This is a genomic window from Knoellia koreensis (assembly GCF_013041615.1).
Classification (GTDB): Bacteria; Actinomycetota; Actinomycetes; order Actinomycetales; family Dermatophilaceae; genus Pedococcus; species Pedococcus koreensis.
This window is the reverse complement of record NZ_JABEPQ010000006.1, coordinates 33,890-57,679: the sequence shown is the minus strand read 5'-3', so window position 1 is coordinate 57,679 and position 23,790 is coordinate 33,890. Positions and strand designations below refer to the sequence as shown.

General features: G+C 72.6%; 15 protein-coding genes. 7 read left to right on the top strand and 8 right to left on the bottom strand.

What is annotated here, in order from left to right:
- Positions 1 to 13: 13 nt before the first annotated feature.
- The 8 genes from HJG52_RS18920 to HJG52_RS18885 form a co-directional block, all read right to left on the bottom strand.
- On the bottom strand, positions 14 to 6,361 hold the full coding sequence (locus HJG52_RS18920) for an Ig-like domain-containing protein (protein WP_171245194.1): 6,348 nt from the start codon (positions 6,359 to 6,361) through the stop codon (positions 14 to 16).
- An 11-nt stretch (positions 6,362 to 6,372) separates the two neighbouring features.
- Complete coding sequence (locus HJG52_RS18915; protein ID WP_171245193.1) at positions 6,373 to 7,098, bottom strand: hypothetical protein; 726 nt, start codon at positions 7,096 to 7,098, stop codon at positions 6,373 to 6,375.
- A gap of 7 nt (positions 7,099 to 7,105) precedes the next feature.
- Complete coding sequence (locus HJG52_RS18910) at positions 7,106 to 8,710, bottom strand: serine/threonine-protein kinase (protein WP_171245192.1); 1,605 nt, start codon at positions 8,708 to 8,710, stop codon at positions 7,106 to 7,108.
- A 22-nt stretch (positions 8,711 to 8,732) separates the two neighbouring features.
- Positions 8,733 to 10,850 carry an FHA domain-containing protein gene (locus tag HJG52_RS21440; RefSeq protein WP_171245191.1) on the bottom strand — a complete coding sequence of 706 codons (2,118 nt, stop codon included), beginning with the start codon at positions 10,848 to 10,850 and terminating at the stop codon, positions 8,733 to 8,735.
- Positions 10,847 to 11,626: a PP2C family protein-serine/threonine phosphatase gene (locus HJG52_RS18900; RefSeq protein WP_171245190.1), complete on the bottom strand. Its 780-nt coding sequence runs from the start codon at positions 11,624 to 11,626 to the stop codon at positions 10,847 to 10,849. The genes HJG52_RS21440 and HJG52_RS18900 overlap by 4 nt, the downstream gene beginning before the upstream one ends.
- A 26-nt stretch (positions 11,627 to 11,652) precedes the next feature.
- Positions 11,653 to 12,126 carry a hypothetical protein gene (locus HJG52_RS18895; protein WP_171245189.1) on the bottom strand — a complete coding sequence of 158 codons (474 nt, stop codon included), beginning with the start codon at positions 12,124 to 12,126 and terminating at the stop codon, positions 11,653 to 11,655.
- A gap of 213 nt (positions 12,127 to 12,339) precedes the next feature.
- Positions 12,340 to 13,113, bottom strand: a complete 774-nt coding sequence (locus tag HJG52_RS18890) for a glycerophosphodiester phosphodiesterase (protein ID WP_171245188.1) — start codon at positions 13,111 to 13,113, stop codon at positions 12,340 to 12,342.
- Positions 13,110 to 14,588 carry a CCA tRNA nucleotidyltransferase gene (locus HJG52_RS18885; RefSeq protein WP_171245187.1) on the bottom strand — a complete coding sequence of 493 codons (1,479 nt, stop codon included), beginning with the start codon at positions 14,586 to 14,588 and terminating at the stop codon, positions 13,110 to 13,112. Before HJG52_RS18885 ends, HJG52_RS18890 begins: the two co-directional genes overlap by 4 nt.
- Before the next feature lie 35 nt (positions 14,589 to 14,623).
- On the opposite strand from HJG52_RS18885, the gene HJG52_RS18880 reads away from it, so the two are divergent.
- The 7 genes from HJG52_RS18880 to trxB all read left to right on the top strand — a co-directional run bounded on the left by HJG52_RS18880 (position 14,624) and on the right by trxB (position 23,772).
- Entirely contained in the window at positions 14,624 to 15,109 is a 486-nt protein-coding gene (locus tag HJG52_RS18880; RefSeq protein WP_346767851.1) for an NUDIX hydrolase, read from the top strand.
- A 3-nt stretch (positions 15,110 to 15,112) separates the two neighbouring features.
- Positions 15,113 to 17,233, top strand: a complete 2,121-nt coding sequence (locus HJG52_RS18875; protein ID WP_171245186.1) for a DUF6049 family protein — start codon at positions 15,113 to 15,115, stop codon at positions 17,231 to 17,233.
- Positions 17,230 to 18,846: a murein biosynthesis integral membrane protein MurJ gene (gene murJ / locus HJG52_RS18870; RefSeq protein WP_346767850.1), complete on the top strand. Its 1,617-nt coding sequence runs from the start codon at positions 17,230 to 17,232 to the stop codon at positions 18,844 to 18,846. Before HJG52_RS18875 ends, murJ begins: the two co-directional genes overlap by 4 nt.
- Before the next feature lie 54 nt (positions 18,847 to 18,900).
- Positions 18,901 to 21,102 carry a protein kinase family protein gene (locus HJG52_RS18865; protein ID WP_171245185.1) on the top strand — a complete coding sequence of 734 codons (2,202 nt, stop codon included), beginning with the start codon at positions 18,901 to 18,903 and terminating at the stop codon, positions 21,100 to 21,102.
- A gap of 19 nt (positions 21,103 to 21,121) precedes the next feature.
- Positions 21,122 to 21,694, top strand: a complete 573-nt coding sequence (sigM, locus tag HJG52_RS18860) for an RNA polymerase sigma factor SigM (RefSeq protein WP_171245184.1) — start codon at positions 21,122 to 21,124, stop codon at positions 21,692 to 21,694.
- Between the two features lie 88 nt (positions 21,695 to 21,782).
- The gene (locus HJG52_RS18855) at positions 21,783 to 22,616 is read left to right on the top strand and encodes a hypothetical protein (protein ID WP_171245183.1); all 834 of its coding nucleotides are present in this window, start codon (positions 21,783 to 21,785) and stop codon (positions 22,614 to 22,616) included.
- A gap of 133 nt (positions 22,617 to 22,749) precedes the next feature.
- Positions 22,750 to 23,772 (top strand): thioredoxin-disulfide reductase, encoded by a 1,023-nt coding sequence (gene trxB, locus HJG52_RS18850; RefSeq protein WP_346767849.1) that lies wholly within the window; start codon positions 22,750 to 22,752, stop codon positions 23,770 to 23,772.
- Positions 23,773 to 23,790 lie beyond the last annotated feature (18 nt).

Here is a 23,790-nt window from a genome sequence, read left to right as displayed (position 1 = left end):
TGGGTCACCGGCGTCAACCCCAGTAGACGGACCCGGTATGGCTTCCGGAGCCGTTGCTCAAGGTGACGTAGACCGTGCCGACGTTGCTGCCGAAGTAGCAGCTGCCCGGCCAGCGGTAGCTGCTCCCGTTCGACCCGACGGTCAGGCGACCGCTGGAGGTGAAGGTGCTGGTGCGAGAGCTCCGGCAGGACACGGTCCATGACGATCCGGGCGGGAAGCTGCTGATGCCGACGTTGACCTTCCAGCACACGGAGCTGGGTTGCGCGCAGGAGCCCCGTTCGGAGTGGCCCTGCGCACCCTTGCTCACGCTGACCTTGGGGGTGGGTGGGGCGACCTTGCCGCTGACGTAGCCCGTCCATGACGACGGGCCCGCGGCGGAGTAGGCCCGCACCCGGAGCCGGTAGGTGCCGGGAGCCTTGTTGCTCGCCGTCACCGAGGTCTGCGCGCCGCTGAAGGTGCGGTTCACCGCACCCTCGACCTGGACCTTGGTGATGGGCCGACCGTTGGTCGGCAGGTTCCACCGCCAGGTGACGTTCTTGTCCTTGGTGTTGCCGTCCGAGCTGAGGCCCGTCGGCGTTTTGGTCGGGCCGTAGGCGCGGTAGGTGTTGCTCGAGGGCGACCACGACGACCAGCTCGTCCCGTTGTAGGCGCGCACCTGCAGGGTCTGGTTGCTGGTGTTGAGGCCGCTGATCGTGAACTCCTTGGTGGAGCCCTCCGCACACCCACAGCTGACGGTGCCGGTCCGGCCGAAGCTGTTCTTCCACTGCAGCTGGGTGAACCGCGCCGACCGCGAGTCCTGCAAGGGCACGCGGACGACGGCCTTGTAGTCGGCACGCGGGGTCGTGACGCTGGGGCGACCGGGCGCCTGCGGGATCCCGACGGAGGAGAAGGACGTCGGGTTGGTCTTGGGTCCCTCCTTGTTGCCACCGTTGGTGGCGGTGACGACGTAGCGGTACTTCGCGCCGTCGTAGACGGTCGTGTGGCCGAGGCTGCGGGTGCCTGGCGAGGTGCTGCCGATGGAGGTCCAGGCGCCACCGTTGCGGCTCTGGTACACGGTGTACTTCGTCAGTGGCGGACCGTTGGGGCGCACCGGTTGCCACGAGATCGTGAGCCGCGACGAACCAGCCGCCGGGCCCGTGCCCGAGTTGGTCACCCGGGGTGCGGGCACGGCCGGCGGGGTGCCGGCGGACTGCATCTTCACCGCCGGACCGAACGGGCCCCAGCCGAGGTCGTTCTTGGCGCGCACCCGCACCGACTGCTCGTTGTCGTTGACGAGCCCGCCGATCGCGGCCTGCAGGGTCGGGGCGGCGACCTCCCTGGACTTGAGGGTGCCGCTGGTCGTGTCCGTGACCCGCACCTCGTAGGTCTTGACGTCGCTGCCCTTCTTGGCGGGCGCCGCCCACCCGATCGTCAGGGTGCGGTCGCCGCGACTGACCATGCGCACGCCGCCGACCGGGTTCGGCAGGGTGTCCGGCTTGACCGGGTTGCTGGCCCGGCTCGGCGCGCTCTGCCCGATCGCGTTCACTGCGACCACGGTGAAGGTGTAGGTCTCACCGTTGGTGAGGCCGGTGATGGTGCACGGAGAGGCGGTGCAGGTGGTCGTCTTCGCGCCGGGGCCCTGGCCCTGCACGAGGTAGTGGGTGATCGGGCTGCCGCCGTCGCTCGCCGGCGGGGACCAGCGCACGCGGGCGAACCCGCCACTGACCCGGTCGGCCTGGGCGCTGACGTTGCCGGGGGCGTCCGGCTTGCCGAGGACGGTGACCGTCCCACGCCCGGTGGCGTTCATACCGGGGCGACCATCGCTGACCGAGACCAGCACCGTCCCCTGGCCGCGTGCCTCACCGGTCGCGGTGACCGTCAGGGTGCACCCGGAGAAGGTGGCGCTGAGCCCGGCGCCGGTTGCGGCGGCGGAGGCGATCGCGCACTTCGGCGACTCCAGGGGGGAGTCGAGGTAGCCGCGCAGGTCGATCGTCGTCGACGACCCGGCATTCAGGCCCGTCACGGTGAACGGGCGCAGGCGAGGAGGGCCGAGCGTCGCCAGGTTGTTGCCCGTGTCCACCGCGCCGTCGTCGGCGCCGAGCACCGTGACCGAGACGATCGACTCAGGGCCACCGCGGGCCTTGACCGCGAGCCGTCCGTTCGTGCTGCTCGGTGCCTTCTCGCCCGCCTTGAGCTCGACGGTGCGGTTGCCGGCACCGGTGCGGGTGAGGTCGACACCGTCGGCCTCGGTCTTCCAGTCGCTCTCGAAGACCACGTCATCGAGGGTCATGCCGATCGGCACCCACGCGTGGCACAGCGTCGGGATGTCGATCTTGCGGGCCAGGCCGCCGGCGTTGAGCTTGACCGAGTAGTTCGGGCATCGCAGCAACGGGATCTTGGGCCCGATCTGGACGGGGATGGAGACGTATGCCGTCTTGAAGTCCTTCTGCTCGACCGTCTCCTGGTCGCTGACCTCGAGCATGACCGAGGCCGGTCCGACGTAGCCGCCGGAGGAGGTGAGGTTGAGCCCGGAGCGACCGTCGGCCTCCGCCTTGAGCTTGTCCGACGGCGAGGCGCTGACGTTGTCCGCGGTGGTGAGGCTGACGACCTTGGCGCGCGGCGACTTCACGTAGTCGGACAGCTTGACGCTCTTGGTCGAGTCCTTGTCCATCTGGATCAGGGCGCCGGAGACCACGAACGGCACCCCCGCGTCGCCGGTCGGCACGTAGATGAGGGCCATGCCGGTCAGGCCGTCCTCATCGGTGATGACGTAGGGAACGGTGTACGGGTACGGCTTGACCGCGACCTGCACCTGCCTTCCGTCGCCGACGATCGTGCCGTCGGGCGACAGGACCGCCGTCACCTTCAGGGACTCTCGGGGCCCGTCGATGTCGCGGTCGTTGTTCAGGACGTCAACCGTGGCCGTCGCCTCGCCCTGCTTGGGCTTGGCCGTGTCGTCCACCGCGATCGGTGGGTTCTTCGCGCCCGGGTCCGGGATCACGGTGATGGTCGACTTCGAGGGGTCGAACAGGCCGTTGCTGATGCCGTAGTTGAGGACCTGCACGCCGGCCTTGGCCTCCGGCACCGTCGTGGTGAAGTACGTGTTGGGCTCGTCGACCTTCCACTTCTTCAGCTCGGCCTCGGCGTTCGTCGGCGACTTGTACAGCAGGTCGACGCTGTCACCACGGGCGATGAGGTCGTTCATCGTCGCATCGACCGTCACCGACTTGCCCGGCTTGGCCCGCACCTCGTCCTCCACCGCCACCGGCGGCTGCGGGTCGCCCGGCTGCACCACACCGATCCGCACGAAACCCGTACTCGTGGCCCCGAACCGGTCCCGCACCACGTAGTTCAGCACCTCGGTGCCGGCCGACGTCGGGTACGCCTCGTACTTGATCGTCGAGGGCCCGAACCCGGTGACGCGGCCGTACTTCAGGTCGACCGCACCCGCGTCGTCACCGGTCAGCCCCACGACGGTCACGCTGTCGCCGTCGGGGTCGACCCCCGAGTTCGGCACGGTGATCGTCAGCGGGTCACCCGCGGTGACACTGGTGGAGAAGCTGCGCGCCACCGGGGCCTGGTTCGGGGTCGCCTGCGTGGGCAAGGGCATCACCGTGACGGCGATGCGGCCGGTGGTCGCCTTCTCCTTGGCACCCAACGGGTACACGGCATACTCCACCGTCACCTGCTGGGGCGACGTCGGTGCCCGGTCCTTGGGCACGAAGCGCACGACGTTCCCGGAGGCGAAGGCGTAGCCGTTGGTCTTGCCCTCGGCAGGGAGGACCTTGACGCTCGCGGGGTCGAGGACGAGGGGTATGCCGTCGGCCATGGAGTCGTTGTCCATCACCGGGATCGTGACGGAGTCCTGGGCGCGCACGACCGCCTCGTCGTCCTCCACGACCGGGGTGTTGCGGTCGTCGGCGGGGTACTGCGTCACCGCGACCTCGCCGGTCGTCGACTTCGAGCCGTCGCTGATCGTGTACTGCACGGTGCCGGTGCGCGGCTTGCCTCCGGCCGGGGCGACGTCGAGGGACTCGATCCGCACCCAGCGGCCCTGGTAGATCGACGGACGCAGCCAGCTGTTCTCCGAGCTGACCGAGACCGAGCGGGTGACCAGCACATCGGCCCGCGGGCTGTAGTCGTTGTTCAGCACGTCGGTCAGCACCGGCGTCTGGTCGCGCAGCGTCGCCGAGTCCGGCACGGCCACCGGCGGCGCGTCCGGGTCCGGGTTGGCGATGAGGTCGACGCGGATGCGCCCGGCGTCGATGCCACCGCCGACCTGCGCGCCGTAGCTGAGGTCGTAGGTGCCCGGCGACGAACCCGTGATCGTCACGAGGCCGGTGTCCAGGTTGGTGTCGACGCTCAGTCCGTCGGAGGACTGCAGCTCACGGCTCAGGCGCAGCTTGGCGTCGGGCTCGCTCGGGTCGGCACCGGGGATGTCGTTGCCCAGCGGCTCCAGCTGCAACGGCTTGCCCACGACGCCGCGCACCACGTCCGGCTGGGTCTGCGGCTTGACCAGCTTGTCGTCGGGGTTGAGGACCTGCAGGGTCACCGTGCCCTTGCTGCTGGCCCGGCCGTCACCGACCGAGTACTCGACCGGACGGGTGCCGGGATCGGTCGGCGCGAGGACGTTGAGCCGGCCCTGCCCGTCGACCGACGACTCCTCGTCGGTGGCCTGGATGGTCAGTGGGTCGTTCTCCGGGTCGCGCCAGTCGCCCACCACCTGCAGCGGCAGCAGCTTGCCGGGGTTGACCGGGTAGACCTTCTTGGACAGGTTCGCCGTGCCCTGCCGCAGACCGGGCGGACCGTTCACCTCATCGGGCACGAGGGTGACGGTGACCTTGCCCTGGTCCTTCTGCGGCGACTTGCCGTTGTTGACCTTGTAGGTGAACGAGAACGACCGTGCGTCGGGTTCGGCCGGCACCGACACGTCGATGCTCTGGCCGTCGGCGGCGACACTCGCGCTCACGCCGGGCAGGTCGGGCTGCGACACGTCACCGGGGTCGATGGCCAGCACCGAGCCGACCGCGTCGGTGTCGTTGTCCAGGACGTGCAGCTTGGACACCCGGCCCGGGCGCACCTTGAGGTTGTCGTCCTCCGCCTTGGGCGGCTGGGTCACCGACGCCTCGTCGATGAGGTTCTCGTCCTTCTTCTTGTTCTTGTCGTCGCGCTTCGGCGGCGGGATCAGCGAGTCCCACTCGTCGAGCTTCTTGGGCTTGCTGTCGAGGTCCCACACCTCTCCGCCGTCGAGGTCGTTGAGGACGACCTGGCCGTGGTTGGTGCGCAGGGCGACACCGTTCTTCACCGTCGCCTGCGTGGTGCGCTGGATCGACACCGCGGGCTGCGGGTCGGACGCGCCGCAGTCCTTGCCGTAGTAGTTGACCAGGGTGCTGGCCCACGCGGCCTGGATGCACGACCCGGTGCGCAGGGGACGCGACACCATCGGCGGCGCCTCGTTCTCCCCGATGGTCACCTCGACCCCGCCGGTGCCACCACCCTCGCCGCCGATCCCGATGAGCCGCAACGTCGTCGAGTCCTGCAGACCCACCGAGTCGGCGGCCGGACCCGGCTGCTGCAACGCGGCATACGCGGGCTGTCCCTCCGTGCGGGTCGTGCCCCCGTCGACCGCCTTGCCGGAGCCCTGCACCCACAGCTTGTCGTCACCCGCGCTGTAGACGACCCACTGGGTGCCGACCGCGGTGATGTCGACGACCTTGGCGTTCGAGAGCTTGATCGACTCCTCGACCGGCTTGCCGAAACCGTCGCCCAGCTGCGGGATGGACACGACCTTGCCGGTCGCACCGGACACGGCGTGGATGCCGCCCTTGACGTCGACGGCGAGCGCGGCGGTGCCGCCGACCGTGGCCAGCGGCTTGGCCCCGACGGTGAGGCCCTCGAGGGTGCTGATGCCCTGGTCGGACGTGTAGCGCTGACCCCACACCTTGCCCGTCTTCGGGTCGATCATGGCGACGGTGCCGCCGCGCAGGTCGACCGTGCGGGGAACGAACACCTGCAGGTTCGTGCCCGACTGCGGCGCCGGGACCGAGACACCCGAGCCCTGCGCGACCGCGCTGGTGCGCGTGTCGATCGGCGTCAACGAACCAGACCCCAGCACCAGACCCGCCACCGCGTTGTCATCCTGGAGGATGTCGACCGGATCGCCCGGCCCACTGTCAGAAGCCACCCCACCGTCGAACTGACCGACCGCCTTGTTCACCCGCGCGAACCGACCATCCTTCGCCGACGACACCCACACGCTGCCGTCGTCGAGGTCGGAACGGTGCACGGTCTCGCCCTTGGATGACACCGCGGCATACGTCAACACGCCGGCCGTCAACGCGACAACCAACCCTGACGCAACCCCCACCCTCCGACGTGACATCGGATGCACTGTTACTGCTCCCCTTCGTCGCTTCCCCCGGCGACCTGCTCGTGGTCGAGCAGCACCAGATCCGCCTCGGTCACCAACCGTGTCGACAGCGCGTGCTCAACGAGTCGAGCCTTGCGGTTGCTGGCGAGCTTGCCCGGACCTCCGTGGAGACCACGTGTACCAGCATCTGCGAGCTTTTGACACACGTTGTCCAGTTTTCGGTTGAATCTCGTGACTTTCCACCCGAGCCGCGCGGCCGCGTCGGCCGACGACGGGATCTGGGTGGCACCGCCCTGACCGCGCCGCAGGAACGGCTCGGCGAGGGCGATGATCAACAGCTTCTGGTCCGGTGTGAAGGAGACCCGGCCCACGGTGGTCTCACCGGAGTCGGCCTCCTCCTTGGTCTCGGTCTCCGTCGCCACGAACGCCGGGGTGTCGACGATGACGTCGAAGTCGTAGGTCGTGGGACCGGCGGTGAACCAGACCGTGAAACGCTCCAGTGCCAACGGAATTCGCGCCCCGGGGTTGAGCCAGGCCTGGAACAGGCCCTTCTTGTCGGCGACCGTCGCGGTGAGCGTGGTGCCGACGTTGGCCAGCCACCACAGCCCGCCGTCCTCCACGACCTGGAGGAAGTTGCGGTGCAGGTAGGGGTTGTCGTCGATCTCGACGTCACCGGTGCGCCCGATGGTGAGCGGCTGGGCCGGGTCGGCCACGAACAGCTCCCCACAGAAGTCGACGGTCACACCCATGAACCCCTCACCCTGCCTTCTCGCACTGCGGCTCCGACCAGTTGGTCCACGGGCCCCCCCGAATCACCTGCGCCTGTCCACAAACCTGGGTGCCCTTCGGGACCTTGACCACGTAGTTCGACGACTTCGGCGTCACGTAGGCCGGCTTGGCCTCCTCGAGCTTGTCGATCGCCGGTGCCCACCGGAACCGGAACGTGTCGTCCTTCTGCGCGCCGCCGTAGGACCAGCTGAAGGCGACGGCCCCGGACGCGGCGCGGGCCGCGACGGTCGGCACCTGCGCAGGACCCCCGAGCAGGGGGTCGTCCTCACCGGGACCCGCCACGGTCGTCCTCGTGGGCTGCGGGGTGGGCGCGTCATCGCCACGGGTCAGCGCGAACACGGTGAGCCCCACCAGGATCGCGAACACCGTGCCCACGACCGCCAGCAGCGTGCCGGGCTTGATGACGTGCTGGTCCTCGGCGGGCGCGGCGGGCGGTGCCTGCTCGGCCTCGTCGGTGACCTTGGCCCTGCGGACCGTCCCCTCCTCCGCGAGGTCGTCGGGCAGGGGCGCCACCTGGCCGGCTCGCGGTGAGGTGACGGTGGTGTGCCCGGCTGCCGGGATCGAGGTGGAGCCGCTCATCGGCCGGTATGCCGGCGGGGCCGGTGCCGGGGCCTGGGCACGGACGGCCTGTGGCGCCCGGACGCGGGTGCGGTCGTCGTCGGCGCCCGGGGTGGGCGTGGTGTCGGCGAGGGTGGTCTGGCCCTGCTCGTCGAGGACAACGATCTGGGTGCGCGGGAACCGCTGCTCCTGCTCGATCTCCTGCAGCGCGCGGGCGAAGGCGAGCGCGGTCTGCGGGCGGTTGGCGGCGTCCTTCGACATCGCTTGGGACAGAAGGCGTTCCAGCGAGACCGGCACGTCGGCGCGGCCGGTGCTCGGCGCGGGGTTGGACCGGATGCGAGGCATGAGGGCGTAGGCCGAGTTGTCGCCTCCCGGCACCTCGAACGGCGAGCGCCCGACGAGCAGCTGCCACAGGGTGGCGGCGAGGCTGTAGACGTCGGACCGGTGGTCTCCGTTGGACTGGCCGAAGAGCACCTCAGGCGGCGCCCACGGCACCGAGACGCCGACGTCGTCATCGTCCTCCTCGGCTGCGGCTCCTCGACCGGCGATGCCGAAGTCGGTGAGGCCGGGCGCGCCGTACTGGCTCACGAGCACGTTGGCCGGCTTGATGTCACGGTGCACGACACCGGCCCGGTGCGCGGTCTCGACGGCGCTGGCCAGCTGGATGCCGGTGCGCAGCACCTCTTCGACGGTGAAGCGCTCGGCCCGGGCCCGCATCGCCAGGTTCGGCGGCGGGTAGTACTTCATGACGAGGTACGGCCGGCCGTCTGCGGCGGTGTCGGACCGGAACACCTGGACGATGTAGGGGTGGTCCGCCAGCTGGGCCATCGTGTCGGCCTCGTCGGTGAACTGCCGGCGCAGCGACGGGGTCAGGCCCTCACCCTTGAGCACCTTGACGGCCACGTTCATCCGCGGCATCTGCTGCTCGTAGAGGAACACGTCGGCATACCCACCCGACCCCACGGGCTGGACATAGACCAGCCCGGGGATCTCCGGAGGCGCCGAGGAGCTCATCGGGTGCGCCCTGGGGTGCGAGTCATGACGCGGCGACCTCGAAGGTGATCGCGACCTCGTCGGCGAGGGTGATGACGGTGCCGGGCTCGAGGACCTGCTGGTCGCTCGGGCGCAGCCGGACCGGCAGCTGCCCGGGCAGGGTGACGGTGGTGCCGTTGGTCGACCCGAGGTCGCGGATCAGGACATGCCAGCCCTCGAGCACGATCTCGACGTGGTTGCGCGAGATGTCGTTCTCCGGCGACGGCACCCGCACGAGGTGCGGCCGCATGCCGGCGTCGAGGTCGGCGTTGACCTTGGGCGAGCGGCCGAGCAGCACACCGCGGTCGAGCATGACGACGTCACCGGTCGGCAGCCGCAGCACGCCGAGCGAGGGCCGCGGCGTCTGGAACGGCTGCTGCGGCGGGATGTCGCGACCACACACCCGGCAGGCGCTCGAGTGCGGCGGGCTGGCGTGGCCGGCCGGGCAGAGCACGGCCAGCACGAGGGGGCCACTCGCGGACGGGCCGCCGCCCAGGAGCGCGGAACGGTCGACGGTCGCCTCCGCGTCGTCGCCCGACGCGGCACCCGATGCCGCGGGTGCTGTGGATGCAGCCGCGGCGGGTGGGGTCGCCGGCTGCGCGGGTGGCTGCACGGCAGGTGGCGGTGCAGCGGGTTGCGGTGGCGACGGGGGCGCGGCCGGTTGCGGAGCTGCAGCCGATGGCGCCGGCGGAACCGCCTGGCTGGGGCCCGCGGGCGGCGCAGCTGGTGGCGCCTGACGCAGCGACGGCGCGGGCGGCGGGGTGTGCGTGCCGCCCGCCGGTGGTGCCGGCTTCGGCTCAGGGGCGGGCACGTTCGACCCACCACTGCGCCAGGGCACCGAGTCGATGATGCGTCCGCCCTGGGCGGGAGCCGGGGGTGGCGGGGCCGAGGCGGCACTCGGCTGCCCGGGTGGCGGCTGCGGTGCCGGCGACTGCGTCTGCGCCGGCGGGGCCAGCGTGCGCTCACCCGGCTTGGGCTCCTGCGAGGTGTAACCGCCCGCGGACTCGATCGGAGCGTGCCCGATCGGCGGCTCGTCGATCGTGCCGGTGTCGTGTTGCTCGATGTATGCCGGACGGTCCTGCTGGGTGGCGCCGAACAGGTGGTCGTAGCTCGGCAGCTCGTCGACCTCCTCCTCGCTCGCCGAGGGGGACGGCGAGGGCACGGGGGCCGCGGGCTGAGCACCGTGTTGCTGCTGCTGCTGCGCCGCCGGGACCTGGGACTGCTCGGGCGCGCCCGGCTGGGCGGGCTGAACCGCCTCGGGCGCCGGGGCCACCGGCGGTGCTTCTGGGGCCGGGTCGGTGCGTCGCCTGAGCAGGTTCGGGGGCCGCCAGCCACTGGGCGCCGGGGCCGGCGCCTCGTCCACCTCGGGCGGCGGGTGCACCGTCGCCTCGGGTGCGTGCGTGCTCGGCGCCTCCTGGGGGACCGCCGTTGCCGAGGGCTCCGCCACCGGCTCGGTCACGGTCGGCTCCGCCGGTGCCACAGGCTCCGGTTCCGGCTCGGGTTGCGGCTCCGGTTCGGGTTGCGGCTCGGGCTGCGGTTCCGGCTCCGCCGGTGCGGCGGGTGCCGCGCCCTCGGCGACTGCCTCCGGCGGCTCGACCGGCTCGACCGGCTCGACCGGCTCGGCCTGCCCGGCCTGCTGCGGCGGCTCGGCGACCGGCTCCTGCTGGTCGGCTTCGGGGCCGGCCGGGTGGTCCGCTCCGGGCTGCTGGTCGGCAGGCGTCTCCTCGACGGCCGCCGTCGGGACTGCCTCGGACCGCTCCGGCGCACCGGGCAGGACCACGGCGACCGCGCTCACCCCCTCGGGGGCGTCGACATCGGTCCAGCTGCCACGGCGCGGGCCCCGCACCTGCGTCTCGCCCTCGGGACCGGACACCACGGCATACCCCTCACCGCGGACGACCACGCGCACGGGGTCGCCCTCGCCGACCACGACGAAGTCGGGGGTCGCGCGCAGCCCACCACCGGCGAGGACGTCGAGGACGGCGTCGACGTCACCGTCCGCGGCCGCGGTGCGGACGCGGTCGACCAGCGCGCCACCGCCGCGCACCACGACGTGCAGCCCGGACACCGAGACGGTGCTCCATCCGGGCTGGTCGGGCGGATCGAAACGCAGGTCCGTCATCGGGCGGCTCCGGTGCCGGCACGCGGTGCCGTGTCGACGTCCTCGTCATCGTCGTCACCGGCGTCGAGGGCGACGACGACGACGGAGACGTTGTCGCGCCCACCGGCCTCGACGGCCGCGGACACCAGCGCCTCGGCGCACTCCTGCGGGTCGTCGAACTCGCTGACGAGGGCGTGGATGCGCTCGAGCGGCAGCTCACCGGACAGCCCGTCTGAGCAGACGACGAACCGCTCACCCGGGTGCGGCGGGAAGACCCACACGTCCGGGGTGGGGGCGGGGTCGGAGCCGAGCGAACGGGTGACGACGTTGCGCAGCGGGTGCTTGGCGGCCTCGGCCTCGGTGATGATGCCGGCTTCGACGAGCTCGCGGACCTCGGAGTGGTCGACCGTCACCTGCCGGGTGCGGCCGTCGACGTAGCGGTAGACCCGGGAGTCGCCGACGTTGAAGACGGCCCAGTGGTCCGAGCCGCCGGCGTTGACGACGGCCAGGCCGGCCGCGGTGGTGCCCATGCCGGTCTGCTCGGGGTGGCGGGCGACGGACTCCAGGATGCGCCGGTTGGCGAGCTCGAGGGCGTGGACGAGGTCGTCGCGGCGGCGCACCGGCGCCTCGGCCAGCGGTACGAAGGCGTCGACGGCGATCTTGCTGGCCACCTCACCGGCGGCGTGACCGCCCATGCCGTCGGCCACCATGAAGACGGACCGGTCGGCCAGGACGCTGTCCTCGTTGACCTTGCGCACGCGCCCGACATCGGTGGCTGCCCCCGCCCGCACCGTCATGCCAACGCCACGCGTCGTGTCGCCGCTCAACGCGTGACCCGCACGGTCTGCATGAGCTGCTGCAGCGTCTCGTAGTCACTGCTGACCTGTTCTCCCCCGACCGAACCGGTCACCTGGATGAGGTCGACCACCTGCCCCCGACGGGCTCCGGCAAACAGGTGCGCCTGCACCACGTCGCCGACCTTCTCGTCGGTCCACGACACGTTGACCCCCACGAACGGCACGTCCTCGATCTCGACCGAGAAGGGCGCGTCCATCTCGCCGTCGGTGCGCTCGTCGACGTACGCCTTGAGCTCGCCGAGGGCCCGACCGATGGTGAAGTCACCCGAGCGGGTGAAGCCACGGACCACCACGTTGGGGGCGAACCGCCCACCGGACTGCGCCCGTCGCGCCGCCAGCAGTGTCCCCGGGACCCGCACCGGGGCCCACCCGTCGGGGATCTGCACCGAGACGCTCGGGGGACCCGGGAACTGAGCACTCGGGTAGGTCAGCGTCGTCATCCTGGCCCTCTCTGGCGGTGCCGCGTCGCACGTCCGGCGCATGACGTGCCACGGACGGGTGCCCCCTGCGTGGGGAACACCAGGTCAGCGTACGAGCCGAGAGCCCCTCACGGCATGGGGAGCACTCCCCATGAACGGGCCACAGAATTCCACAAGCGCGGACGGGGAGGAAACCGGCAATCCGGACTTCGGTCCGTTCGGCCGATGGTGGCGTCAGTCCGCCCAGCCGGCAAGCGCGGGCAGCGCGCGCGGCACGTCGTCGACCACCACGGCGTCGACCCCGGCCTCGAGCAGCGTGCGCGCCTCGGGCACGGCCGGGCACCACGCGACGACGGTGAGCCCGGCGCGGTGGGCGACGTCCACGGCATACGCGGCCGAGCGGAACGTCGGCGCGCGGTCGGACGGGTTGGGGCCGAAGGACTCCCAGTGGGCGGCGACCGCGTCGACCCCCAGGTGCGCGGCTGCCGGGATGGCCTTGCGCAGCGGGAAGCGGATCCAGGTGAGCAACGAGCGGGGTATGCCGGGTGCGGACTCACCGAGGACGAGCAGGGCTGCGGGGTCGAAGGACGAGACGAGCAGCGGGCGGTCGGCGGCGATGTCCGGTGCGACGCGCGCGAGCAGACCGGCCGTCGTCGTGGCCGCGGGCCGCAGGGCGTCCTCGAGGGCGGTCTTGAGGTCGAGGTTGACGCCGGTTTCCGCGGGCAGCGCATCGAGCACGTCCGACAGGGTCACCGCGCCGAGCTCGCGCGCCTGCTCCAGCGACAGGTCGGCGACGAAGGTGGTGGCGTCGACGGTCGGGTAGTGCCCCACGACGAGGTGGTCGTCGGCCGTGCGCCGCACGTCGAACTCGACCCAGCGCAGACCGCTGCGCGCGGCGGCCACGATCGACTCCATGGTGTTCTCGAGCAGGCCGTCGACCCGGTCGCGGCCCAGGCCCCGGTGGCCGAGCACCGTCGGCCGGGAGAAGACGCTGGCCCGCGCGGTCATGACCCGTTCGTGGCCGACCGCGTCGCCCACCAGGTGCGCAGCTCCTGCGCCGCGGCCTCCTTGCCGATGAGCCCGCGGTCGAGGCGGACCTCGAGCAGGTGCTTGTAGGCCTGCCCCAGCACCGGGCCGGGCGGGATGCCGAGCACCTCGGCGATCTCGTTGCCGTTGAGCTCGGGGCGCACGGCGGCGAGCTCCTCTTCCTCCTGGAGCCGTTCGATCCGCGTCTCGAGGTCGTCGTAGGTGCGCGACAGCAGGGCGGCCTTGCGGGCGTTGCGGGTCGTGGAGTCCGAGCGGGTCAGCCGGTGCAGCCGCTGCAGCAGCGGTCCGGCATCGGTGACGTAGCGGCGCACCGCCGAGTCGGTCCACTGGCCGCCGCCGTACCCGTGGAACCGCAGGTGCAGCTCGATCAGCCGGGCCACCGCCTTGACCGTGTCCTTGTCATAGCGCAGCGCTTTGAGCCGCTTGGTCGCGAGCTTGGCGCCGACGACCTCGTGGTGGTGGAACGACACTCCGCCACCGCTCTCGAACCGCCGCGTCGCCGGCTTGCCGATGTCGTGCAGCAGCGCCGCCAGCCGCAGCACCAGGTCGGGCCCCGGCACCGACTCGGCCGGTCCGTCGGCGGGTCCCTCGAGCGCGATCGCCTGGTCGAGCACCGTCAGCGAGTGCTCGTAGACGTCCTTGTGCCGGTGGTGCTCGTCGATCTCCAGCTGGAGCGCGGGCAGCTCGGGCAGCACCTGCTCGGCCAGCCCGGTGTCGACCAGCAGCCGCAGCCCGGGCCGCGGCGCGGGCGCCATGAGCAGCTTGGTCAGCTCGTCGCGCACCCGCTCGGCCGACACGATCTGGATCGAGGCGGCCATGGCCTTCATCGCCGAGCGCACCTGCGGCGCCACCTCGAACCCCAGCTGCGCCACGAACCGGCAGGCCCGCATCATCCGCAGCGGGTCATCACCGAACGACACCTCCGGCGGCCCGGGCGTGCGCAGCACCTTCGCCGCCAGGTCGGGCAACCCGGCATACGGGTCGACGAACTCCATGCCCGGCAGCCGCAACGCCATCGCGTTCACGGTGAAGTCGCGGCGCACCAGGTCGTCCTCGAGGTTGTCGCCGAAGGCGACGACCGGCTTGCGGGTCTGGCCGTCGTAGGCGTCGGCGCGGTAGGTCGTGATCTCGACGGTGTGGTCGCCGCGGCGCGCGCCGATGGTGCCGAAGTCGCGGCCGATGTCCCAGTGCGTGTCGGCCCACGGCTTGACGACGGCGAGGATCTCCTCGGGCGAGGCGCTTGTCGTGAAGTCGAGGTCGGGCGAGGTGCGTCCGAGGAACGCGTCGCGCACCGGTCCGCCGACCAGCGCCAGCTCGTGACCCGCCTGCTCGAACAGCGACCCGAGCTCGGTGAGCAGCGGCACGACGGGCGCGAGGTGGGCCGTTGCCCGGCGCAACAGGTCCAGGCGCGGCGCGCTGGGATCGGCGGAGGACATGGGGACCAAGGGTAGGCGCTCGTTAGAGTGATCGGGTGACCTCCCCTGCCCCCGATCCGGCCCGCGCGGCCGGGCGGCTGCCCGCAGTGGAGGAACGCTCGGCCGGCGGGATCGTCGTCGACGTGCACGACGGCCAGGCCCGGATCGCGGTCATTGCCAGGCGAAACCGCGCGGGCCGCGTCGAGTGGTGCCTGCCCAAGGGACACATGGAGAACGGCGAGACGCTCCCCGAGACCGCTGTCCGCGAGGTCGCCGAGGAGACCGGCATCGAGGGCCGGGTCCTCACCGAGCTGGGCACCATCGACTACTGGTTCGCGACGTCGGACCGGCGGGTGCACAAGTTCGTCCACCACTACCTGCTCGAGGCCACCGGCGGTCACCTCACCATCGAGAACGACCCCGACCACGAGGCCATCGACGTCGCCTGGCTCCCCCTGCGCGAGGCCCACGAGCACCTCACCTTCCCCAACGAGCGTCGGATCGCACGTCAGGCCTGGGCCCGTCTCGCCGGGGAGGGGTGAGGCGTGCGCGGGTCGGTATGCCGCGTGCTCGCCGCGGCGGCGCTGGCGGTGCCTGCCGTCGTGGTCCCGGTCGGGGGTGTCGGCTCGCGTGCGTCTGCCACGCCCGGTGCCGAGCCGGCGTCGGTCGCCGCGACACCTGCTGCCGCTCCCGCCGCGCCGGCCGCCGCGGCCAGCCTCGACCTCCAGCTGACGGGGGTGAGCCCGGCGGTCATCACCGACAACGAGGACCTCACCGTGACCGGCACCGTCCGCAACACCTCGGGCGCCGCGGTGAGCCGCCCGCTGGTCCAGGTGGTACTGGGCACGGCCCGCGTCGACCTGTCACGTGACGCCGTGCGCGAGTGGGCGGCGCAGACCGGTCCGGCCCAGGGGACGGTCGTCGGCCAGGCCCGGGTCGGCTCGACCCTGGCGCCCGGTGCGAGCGCCGCCTTCCGGGTGACCGTCAAGGACCTCGGCCGCCGCGGCGCCGTCACCTACGGCGCGCTGCCGATCAGCGTGCAGAGCGGTGGGGACAGCGTGCGGACGTTCGCCGGCTTCCAGTCGGTCAAGCAGTACGAACCCCTGTCGCTGGCCGTGGCGGTGCCGCTCACGCTCGACCCCGACCCCGACCTGTTCGGCGCGGAGGGCGCCACCCGCGACGCCGCGTGGGAGCGCGCCCTCGGCCCGGACTCGCGGTTGACCCACGTGCTGGACGCCACCTCGAACACCGACGTCACGTGGGCCGTCGACCCCACGCTCACCCCGACCCTGCTGCCCGACTTCGGTGAGTTCCCCCAGGGCGGCAACGGTGGCGAGGAGAAGGTGCGCACAGCCGCCGAGAGCCGGATCCGCGGTGCCGCGGCCCAGCACCGGCCGTGGGTGCTGCCGGACACCGACGCCGACATCGCCGCGGCAGCCGGCACGGCATCGGGCACCACCCTGATGGGCGAGCTCGTCGGGCGCGCCACCGAGGTGGCGAACCAGCTCGGGGGCCGCTCCGACGTGGCCTGGCCCGTGGACGGCCAGTACACCTCGGCGCGCGAGTCGGCGCTGCGCGGCTTCTACCGCGACCCGCGGCTCGGGGGCCAGGTCGTCGCGGTCAGCGCGCTGGGCGAGCTCGGCCGGGGCAGCACCCCGGTCGCGACGCAACGCTCCCAGGGTGGCCTGCCGATGCTGGCGTTCGACGACTCCCTGAGCGGGCTGCTGGCGCGGACCACGTCGCAGGCCGAGGGCGTGCTCAGCACCCAGCAGTTCGTCGCCGACTCGGCGGCGCTGCTCAACGAGCTGCCGGGCACCGCGGGGCGCACCGTCTTCATCGTCGCCCCGCGGACGTGGGCACCGGACGCGACGGCGGCCAAGCGCTTCCTGGACACCGTCGCCGGCATACCGTGGCTCACGCCCACCACCGCGGACGCCCAGCTGAGCACGGCCAGCCGGGCCGTCCCGGCCCCGGCGGCACCGGTCACCCGGCCGACGGGGCCGTCCTATGGCGGCGCGCCCGTCCTGACCCGGGCCCGTCTCGCCCAGCTCGGGCAGACCGTGCGGACCGTGCAGGGCGTGGCGACCATCCGGGACGACGGCGACGCCTTCTCCCGCACCTGGACCCGCGCCGCCGAGCAGCTCGCCTCCACCCGGTGGCGCGCCGCACCGACCGCGTGGAGCACCCTCGACGGCCGGGTCACCGAGGCCGCCGGACAGACGACCAGCGCCGTCAAGGTCGCGGCCGGCACCATCAACTTCCTCGCCGACTCGGGTCGGCTCCAGATCACCGTCACCAACGACCTCACCGTCCCGGTCGAGGACGTCAAGCTCACCGTCGAGGCCTCGAACCCGCGGCTGCGCATCGACAGCCAGCCGCCGGTGCTGCGGATCGGACCGCGCAGCCGGGCCACCGTCACCGTCAACGTCACCGCGCTCGCCGCAGGCACCGTGCCTCTGCGCACCACGCTGACCACCCCCGACGACACGGTGATCGGGCAGGGCGCGGACGTGCGGGTGCGCGTGACCCCGACCGGTGACGGTGTCTACTGGGCCCTCGGCGGTTTCGCGGGCCTGATCCTCGTGATCGGCCTGTTCCGCACCTACCGCAAGCGTCCCCGCACCCGGCGCGCGACCGCGCCCGTCACCACGATCGGATCCTCGTGAGCGACCAGAGCCTCGCCCGCTCCTCGGCCGTCATGGCCGCCGGGACGGCCACGTCCCGCCTGCTGGGCTTCGCCCGCACCACCATGCTGGCCGCCGTGATCGGCCTCGGCGTCTCCGCCGACGCCTTCGACGTGGCGAACACGCTGCCCAACAACTTCTACCTGCTGCTCGCCGGCGGTGTCCTCAACGCCGTGCTGGTCCCCCAGATCACCAAGGCGGCCAAGCACGACGACGGCGGCCAGGAGTTCGTCAACCGGCTGCTCACCCTGTCGCTGCTCATCATCGCCGCCGCGACGATCGTCGTGACCGCCCTGGCGCCCCTGCTGGTCCGGTTGTTCTCCCAGGGCTGGAACTCCAGCGCCCTGGCCCTCGGCACGGCCTTCGCGTTCATCTGCCTGCCGCAGATCTTCTTCTACGGCCTCTACACCGTCGTGGGGCAGGTGCTCAACGCACGCGGCCAGTTCGCGGCCTACATGTGGGCGCCGGCCATCGCGAACATCGTCGCGATCCTCGGCCTGCTCTGGTTCGGCGCGGTCTACGCGGACCAGCCCCGCGTGGAGCAGTGGGACGCGGGGATGGTCTGGGTGGTCGCCGGCACCGCCACCCTGGGCGTCGCGCTGCAGGCCCTCGTGCTCCTGATCCCCTTGCACCGCAGCGGTTTCCGGCTCCGACCCGTCTTCGGCTTCCGCGGGGTGGGACTGCGGTCGGCGTCCCGGGTCGCCCTCTGGACCTTCGCCGCGCTGGCCGTCAGCCAGTTGGGGTTCATCGTCACGTCCAAGGTGCTCACCCGGGCCAACGACCTCATGGCCGCCCAGGGGGTCACGGGTGCCGGCAAGGCGGCATACAGCGCGGCGTTCCTGCTGTTCATGCTGCCGCACTCGCTCATCACCCTGTCCCTGGTGACGGCGCTCTTCACCCGGATGTCCACGGCGGCGCACGCCGGCCGCACCGCCGAGGTGGTGTCCGACTTCGGGCGCGGGCTGCGGATGCCGGCCGTCTTCCTCGTGCCCGGCACCGCGGCGGCGATCCTGTTCGGGCTGCCGGCGGTGCGCCTCGCCTTTGCCGGCAACACGCCGGAGCAGGCGGCGGCGATCGCCGAGGTCATGATCGCGATGATGGTCGGCGTCGTGCCGTTCGGCTGGGTCTACCTCATCCAGCGCGTCTACTACGCCTACGAGGACGCCAAGACGCCGTTCTACCTCCAGCTCGTCGTCTCCGGCGTCGCCACCGCCGTGAACCTCTACGCGTTCACCGTCGACCCCACCAAGGTCGGCATCGTCGTCGGCATCGGCCAGACCCTGAGCAACCTGGTCGCCGCCGGCGTGGGGTTCGTGCTGCTGCGGCGCCGGCTGGGCCTGCTGCGGTTGCGCAGCACGGTGCGCCTGTACGTGCGGCTGGGGGTCGCCACGCTGGTCGGTGCCGCGGTCGCCATTCCCGCGCGGATGCTGCTCGAGCGGGTCGTCGGCGACGGCGTCCTCGGCAGCGCCATCGAGCTCGTCGCGGGGGGTGGGCTGTTCCTCGCGGTCGTGCTCGGGGTCGCCCACCTCATGCGGGTCGAGGAGGTCGCGGCTCTCCTCGACCCGGTGACGCGCAGAATCCGTCGGCGGGCCTGACGTGCGCCACCGCCTATGCTGGCCGCACCGCCGACGACAACAGGGGAGGACACTGTGCACGGGGTAGGCCCTTCGACGGTGCTGGGTGGCCGGTATGCCGCGCAGCGCCGGCTGGAGATGTTGCCGAACGCCGAGCGCTGGTCGGCCCACGACACCACCCTCGAGCGGGATGTCGTGCTCGTCTGCTTCGCCGAGACCGAACAGCACGCAGACGCCACGCTCGACGCGGCCCGCCGCGCCGCCGGCATCGACAACCCGCGGCTGGTCCGTGTCCTGGACGTCGGGCGCTCCGACGGCATCGCGTTCTTCGTCGAGGAAGCCCTGCCCGACACCCACACCGTGACCCAGCTGCTCGGCCAGGGCGGCCTGCCCGCCGAGGAGGCCCGGCGCATCGCCGGCGAGGTCGCCACCGGGCTCGAGGCCGCGCGCGGCCGCGGGCTGCACCACCTGCGGCTCACCCCCGACTCGGTGCTGCGGCTGCCCGACGGCACGATCAAGGTCCGCGGCCTCGCCACCGCCGCCGCGATGGCGCACGCCGACGACGTGGACGCCGACCGGGCCGCCCGCACCGACGCGGTCGGCATCGTCGCCCTCACGTATGCCGCGTTGACCAGTCGCTGGCCGCTGCCCACCCCCGTGCCGGGCCTGGAGTCCGCGCCACACGTCGTGGGTGGCGTCCCGGCACCCTCCGAGATCGCGGCCGGAGTGCCCGGTGACCTCGACGGCCTGTGCCGCCTGACCCTGACCCAGGACCAGGGGCCGGTCAGCCCCGGTGACTTCGCCGCCCAGATCGCGCCGTGGGCGCTCAGCCAGGTGCAGGGGTCGGCCGTGCCCCCGCGCACGGCCGCCGAGAGCGCGCCCACCATCGCCCTGCCGACCGACCAGCTCCCGCTGCGCCCGGCCGCCCCGCGTCGTCAGCCCCAGGCGGGCGTGGACCACGGCGTGCCGCAGGACGACCGCGCGACGGGTGCTGAAACCCCACAGTCACCAACCCCCGCAACCCCCGACCCGACGGCACCGTCCCCGGCGGCATCGGCTCGGACCGGCTCGCCCACCGGTGCCGCTGCTGGTGCAGCGGCCGGCGCGGGTGCGGCTGCGGCAGCGGGCGTGGCTGGTGCCGGGTCGGCCGACGAGAGCACCCGACCGCTGGACCTGCGGACTGACCGCACCGGTGACGACACCACCCAGCCCATGGCCCGCCCGGTGCCCGCCGAGGGCGAGGCCACCACCGAGGGCGAGGCCATCACCGAGGGCGAGGGCACCGCGCAGGGCGCGGGCGGCGGCATACCCCCGACGTCCACCTTCCCGAAGTATCCGGAGGGTCCGGGCAAGGGTGCCGCGGCCGCCTCCGCTGCCGGCGCCGCCGTGGCCGGTGCGCTCGGCACCGCCGGGCAGGCGGCCGGCCAGGCCGCCGCCGGGGCCGCGCAGAAGGTCGGCAGCTTCGCCCGCGCCGCCGCCGACAAGGCGGCCGAGCGCCGGGCCCAGCGCCAGGAGGCGCAGGAGCGCGCCGAGCAGCGCCGCGTCAGCCTCGAGGGCGCCCTCGTCGAGTCCGGCGAACCGCTGGACCCCCCGCTGCCGATGCTGCCGCAGGAGCTCGGCGACCCGCCGAGCCGCGAGCAGTCCCGGCTGGTGCTGATGATCATAGCCGGGTTCCTCGTGGTGGCCACGGCCCTGGGCTGGTGGGGTGTCTCCCAGATCGGCAGCAACACCAACCTGGGGTTCGGGACCCCGGCGCCCAAGAACACCATCACGGTCACCGCCCCGCCCACCACGGTGGGCGGCACGAACGCGCCCGAGCCCACCGCCACCGAGGGCTCGCCCGAGGGTGGCGACTTCCCCATCCTCAGCGCGACCGGGTACGACCCCGAGGGTGACGGGTCGGAGCGCAACAGCGAGGCCGCCCGCACCTACGACGGCAAGGACTCCACGTCCTGGAGCTCGGAGGGCTACGCCAGCGCGAACCTCGGCGGCCTGAAGAAGGGTGTCGGCGTGCGGCTCGACCTCGGGCAGGTGCGGTCGGTGTCGACCGTCAAGCTGTCCCTGCCCGACGCCTCCGACGTGACCGTGTCCGTCGGCCCCGACCGCGACCGCAGCGACGCCACCGAGATCGGCACCTCCTCCGGCAAGTCCGGCGAGGTCACCCTCAAGGCCGACAAGCCGGTGAAGGGCCAGTACGTCTTCGTGTGGTTCACCAAGGTCTCCCAGGTCAGCGATGGCAGGTTCCGCGCCACCCTGGCCGAGGTCACCGTCAGCTGAGCGGACGGACCGCCGCGCCATGGGCAGCCTCCCGCTGCAGGAGCGTCACGACCGGGAGCTGATGCGGGCGCACGTCGCCGGTGACCCCGACGCCTTCGGTGAGATCTTCCGGCGGCACCGCGACCGCATGTGGGCGGTGGCCCTGCGGACCACGCGCAACCGCGAGCTCGCCGCCGACTGCGTGCAGGACGCGTTCATCTCGGCGTTCCGCCGCGCCGACTCCTACCGCGGCGACGCAGCCGTCACCACGTGGCTGCACCGCATCGTCGTCAACGCCTGCCTCGACCGGCTGCGCCGCGAGCGCCCCACCAGCGAGCTGCCCGAGTACGAGCTGGCCGATCGCCACGACCACCACGCCTCGGTCGACGCCCGGCTCGACGTGCGCGAGGCCCTGGCCAGGCTGCCCGAGGGGCAGCGGATGGCGCTGGTCCTCGTCGACATGCACGGCCTGTCCGTGGCCGAGGCGGCCGCGGTGCTCGAGGTCGCCGAGGGCACGGTGAAGTCACGGTGCAGCCGCGGCCGGGAGGCCTTGGCGGCCCTGCTGCGCGACCCGCAGCCGCAGTCGCCGCGGGAACCATCGGAGCGGCCGTGACGTCCTACCCATGTCGCCCCCGCCGCCACGCGGCCGGTCGTGGCGGCACCCCCGTCCCGCAGTCCAGCCCCGCTCGGAGGTCGTCGTGGTGAGCACACCGCCCACGCCGCCGACCCCACCCGGGCGCGGCGACCCCGAGCACGACCCCACGGGCATGCGCGACCTGCTCGCCTCCCTGCCCGACCCGGGGCCCATGCCCGAGGACCTCGTCCAGCGCATCACCGCCTCGCTGGCCGCCGAGCAGGCCGCACGCGCCGGCGACCCCCACCGGGACGCCGACGGGTCGGGCGCCACCGTGGTCCCCCTGGACTCCCGCCGCCGCTGGAACTGGCGCCACGTCGCCGCAGCGGCTGCCGCGGTCGCCGTCATCGGGGTCGGGGTGCCGGCCGCGCTCTCCGGCGGCAACGGCGGACTCATCGCGTCGCTGTCGGGTGGTTCCTCCGACGGCAGCGCGGCCTCCTCCGGCGCCCAGAGCCAAGGTCTCGCCGCGACCGGGGCGCCGAGCGGCCCTCCCGAGGGCGGCCTGTCACCGTCGGTCACCCCCACGCTCCCACCCGCGACGCCCTCCACCGCGGACTCCAAGGGCCTCGAGCAGGCGAACGGCACGGCATACACGACCGCTGGTCTCGCCCGGCAGGTCACGGCGGCCCTGCAGGCCAAGGACGCCAAGGGCTCGGGCGCGGACCAGTCCGCCAGCAGCGTCCGCGGCCCGGCCGACACCGACCAGGGGCTGCGCGACTGCCTCCTGGCCCTCGGTGTCGGCGCCGACACCGTCGTCTGGGTCGACCGGGGCACGCTCGACGGCGCCCCGGCCGTGGTCGCCGTGGTCGAGGCGCCCGGCGGTCGGACGGCGTATGCCGTGGCGCCCGGGTGCGACGCCGGCCACGCCGTCGCGCTCGCGGGGCCACTGCCCGTGGGCTGAGGCGACCCGGGCAGCCGGCAGATGTGGGTGTCGCGGGCGCCGGTGGAACATCGAGGCCCTACGATCGGTTGCAGCACTAGAACACCGCATCTTGCGGTGCCGACCGATCTCGACCACAAGGGGCTGTAGCCGCGTGAGCACCTCCGCACCTGCCGACATCCGATCCCTGATCATCATCGGTTCCGGCCCGGCGGGCTACACCGCAGCCGTCTACGCCGCGCGCGCGAACCTCCGGCCGCTGCTGTTCGAGGGCGCCGTCACCGCTGGTGGCGCGCTGATGAACACCACCGACGTCGAGAACTTCCCCGGCTTCCCCGAGGGCATCATGGGCCCCGAGCTGATGGAGCAGATGCGGGCCCAGGCCGAGCGGTTCGGCGCCGAGATCATCACCGACGACGTCGAGTCCGTCTCGCTCGACGGCCCGGTCAAGTCCGTCACCGACGCCGAGGGCAACACCTACCGCGCCCACGCGGTCATCCTCGCCATGGGGTCGGCATACCGAGAGCTCGGCCTCGAGAACGAGAAGGCGCTCTCCGGTCACGGCGTCTCGTGGTGTGCGACGTGCGACGGGTTCTTCTTCCGCGACCAGGACATCGCCGTCGTCGGCGGCGGCGACTCCGCCGTCGAGGAGGCGACGTTCCTCACCAAGTTCGCCAAGTCGGTGACGATCGTCCACCGCCGCGACGAGCTGCGGGCGTCCAAGATCATGGCCCAGCGTGCGCTGGACAACCCCAAGATCAGGTTCGCCTGGAACAGCGAGGTCGCCGCGATCCACGGCGACGGCAAGCTCACCGGCGTGACCCTGCGTGACACCGTCACCGGTGCCGAGACCGAGCTGCCCGTGACCGGGCTGTTCGTCGCCATCGGGCACGACCCCCGCAACCAGCTCATCAAGGACTCCGCCGACGCGACCAAGGTCGAGCTCGACGACGAGGGCTACGTGCTGGTCCAGGGCCGCACCACCCACACCAACGTCCCGGGCGTCTTCGCCGCGGGCGACCTCGTCGACCACACCTACCGGCAGGCCATCACCGCCGCCGGATCCGGGTGTGCCGCCGCGCTCGACGCCGAGCGCTTCCTCGCCGACCACGACGAGGCCGGGCTGCCCGCGGCCGACGCCGCGCTGGTCGACGAGCCCGAGCTCGTCATCAGCTGAGTGTCACCCCGTGGTGCC

Coding starts and splice junctions, on each gene's coding strand:
- HJG52_RS18910 (WP_171245192.1), bottom strand. CDS start 8,710: ATGAGCTCCTCGGCGCCTCCGGAGATCCCCGGGCTGGTCTATGTCCAG.
- HJG52_RS18890 (WP_171245188.1), bottom strand. CDS start 13,113: ATGACCGCGCGGGCCAGCGTCTTCTCCCGGCCGACGGTGCTCGGCCAC.
- HJG52_RS18885 (WP_171245187.1), bottom strand. CDS start 14,588: ATGTCCTCCGCCGATCCCAGCGCGCCGCGCCTGGACCTGTTGCGCCGG.
- HJG52_RS18895 (WP_171245189.1), bottom strand. CDS start 12,126: ATGACGACGCTGACCTACCCGAGTGCTCAGTTCCCGGGTCCCCCGAGC.
- HJG52_RS18900 (WP_171245190.1), bottom strand. CDS start 11,626: ATGACGGTGCGGGCGGGGGCAGCCACCGATGTCGGGCGCGTGCGCAAG.
- HJG52_RS18915 (WP_171245193.1), bottom strand. CDS start 7,098: ATGGGTGTGACCGTCGACTTCTGTGGGGAGCTGTTCGTGGCCGACCCG.
- HJG52_RS21440 (WP_171245191.1), bottom strand. CDS start 10,850: ATGACGGACCTGCGTTTCGATCCGCCCGACCAGCCCGGATGGAGCACC.
- HJG52_RS18920 (WP_171245194.1), bottom strand. CDS start 6,361: ATGTCACGTCGGAGGGTGGGGGTTGCGTCAGGGTTGGTTGTCGCGTTG.
- sigM (WP_171245184.1), top strand. CDS start 21,122: ATGGGCAGCCTCCCGCTGCAGGAGCGTCACGACCGGGAGCTGATGCGG.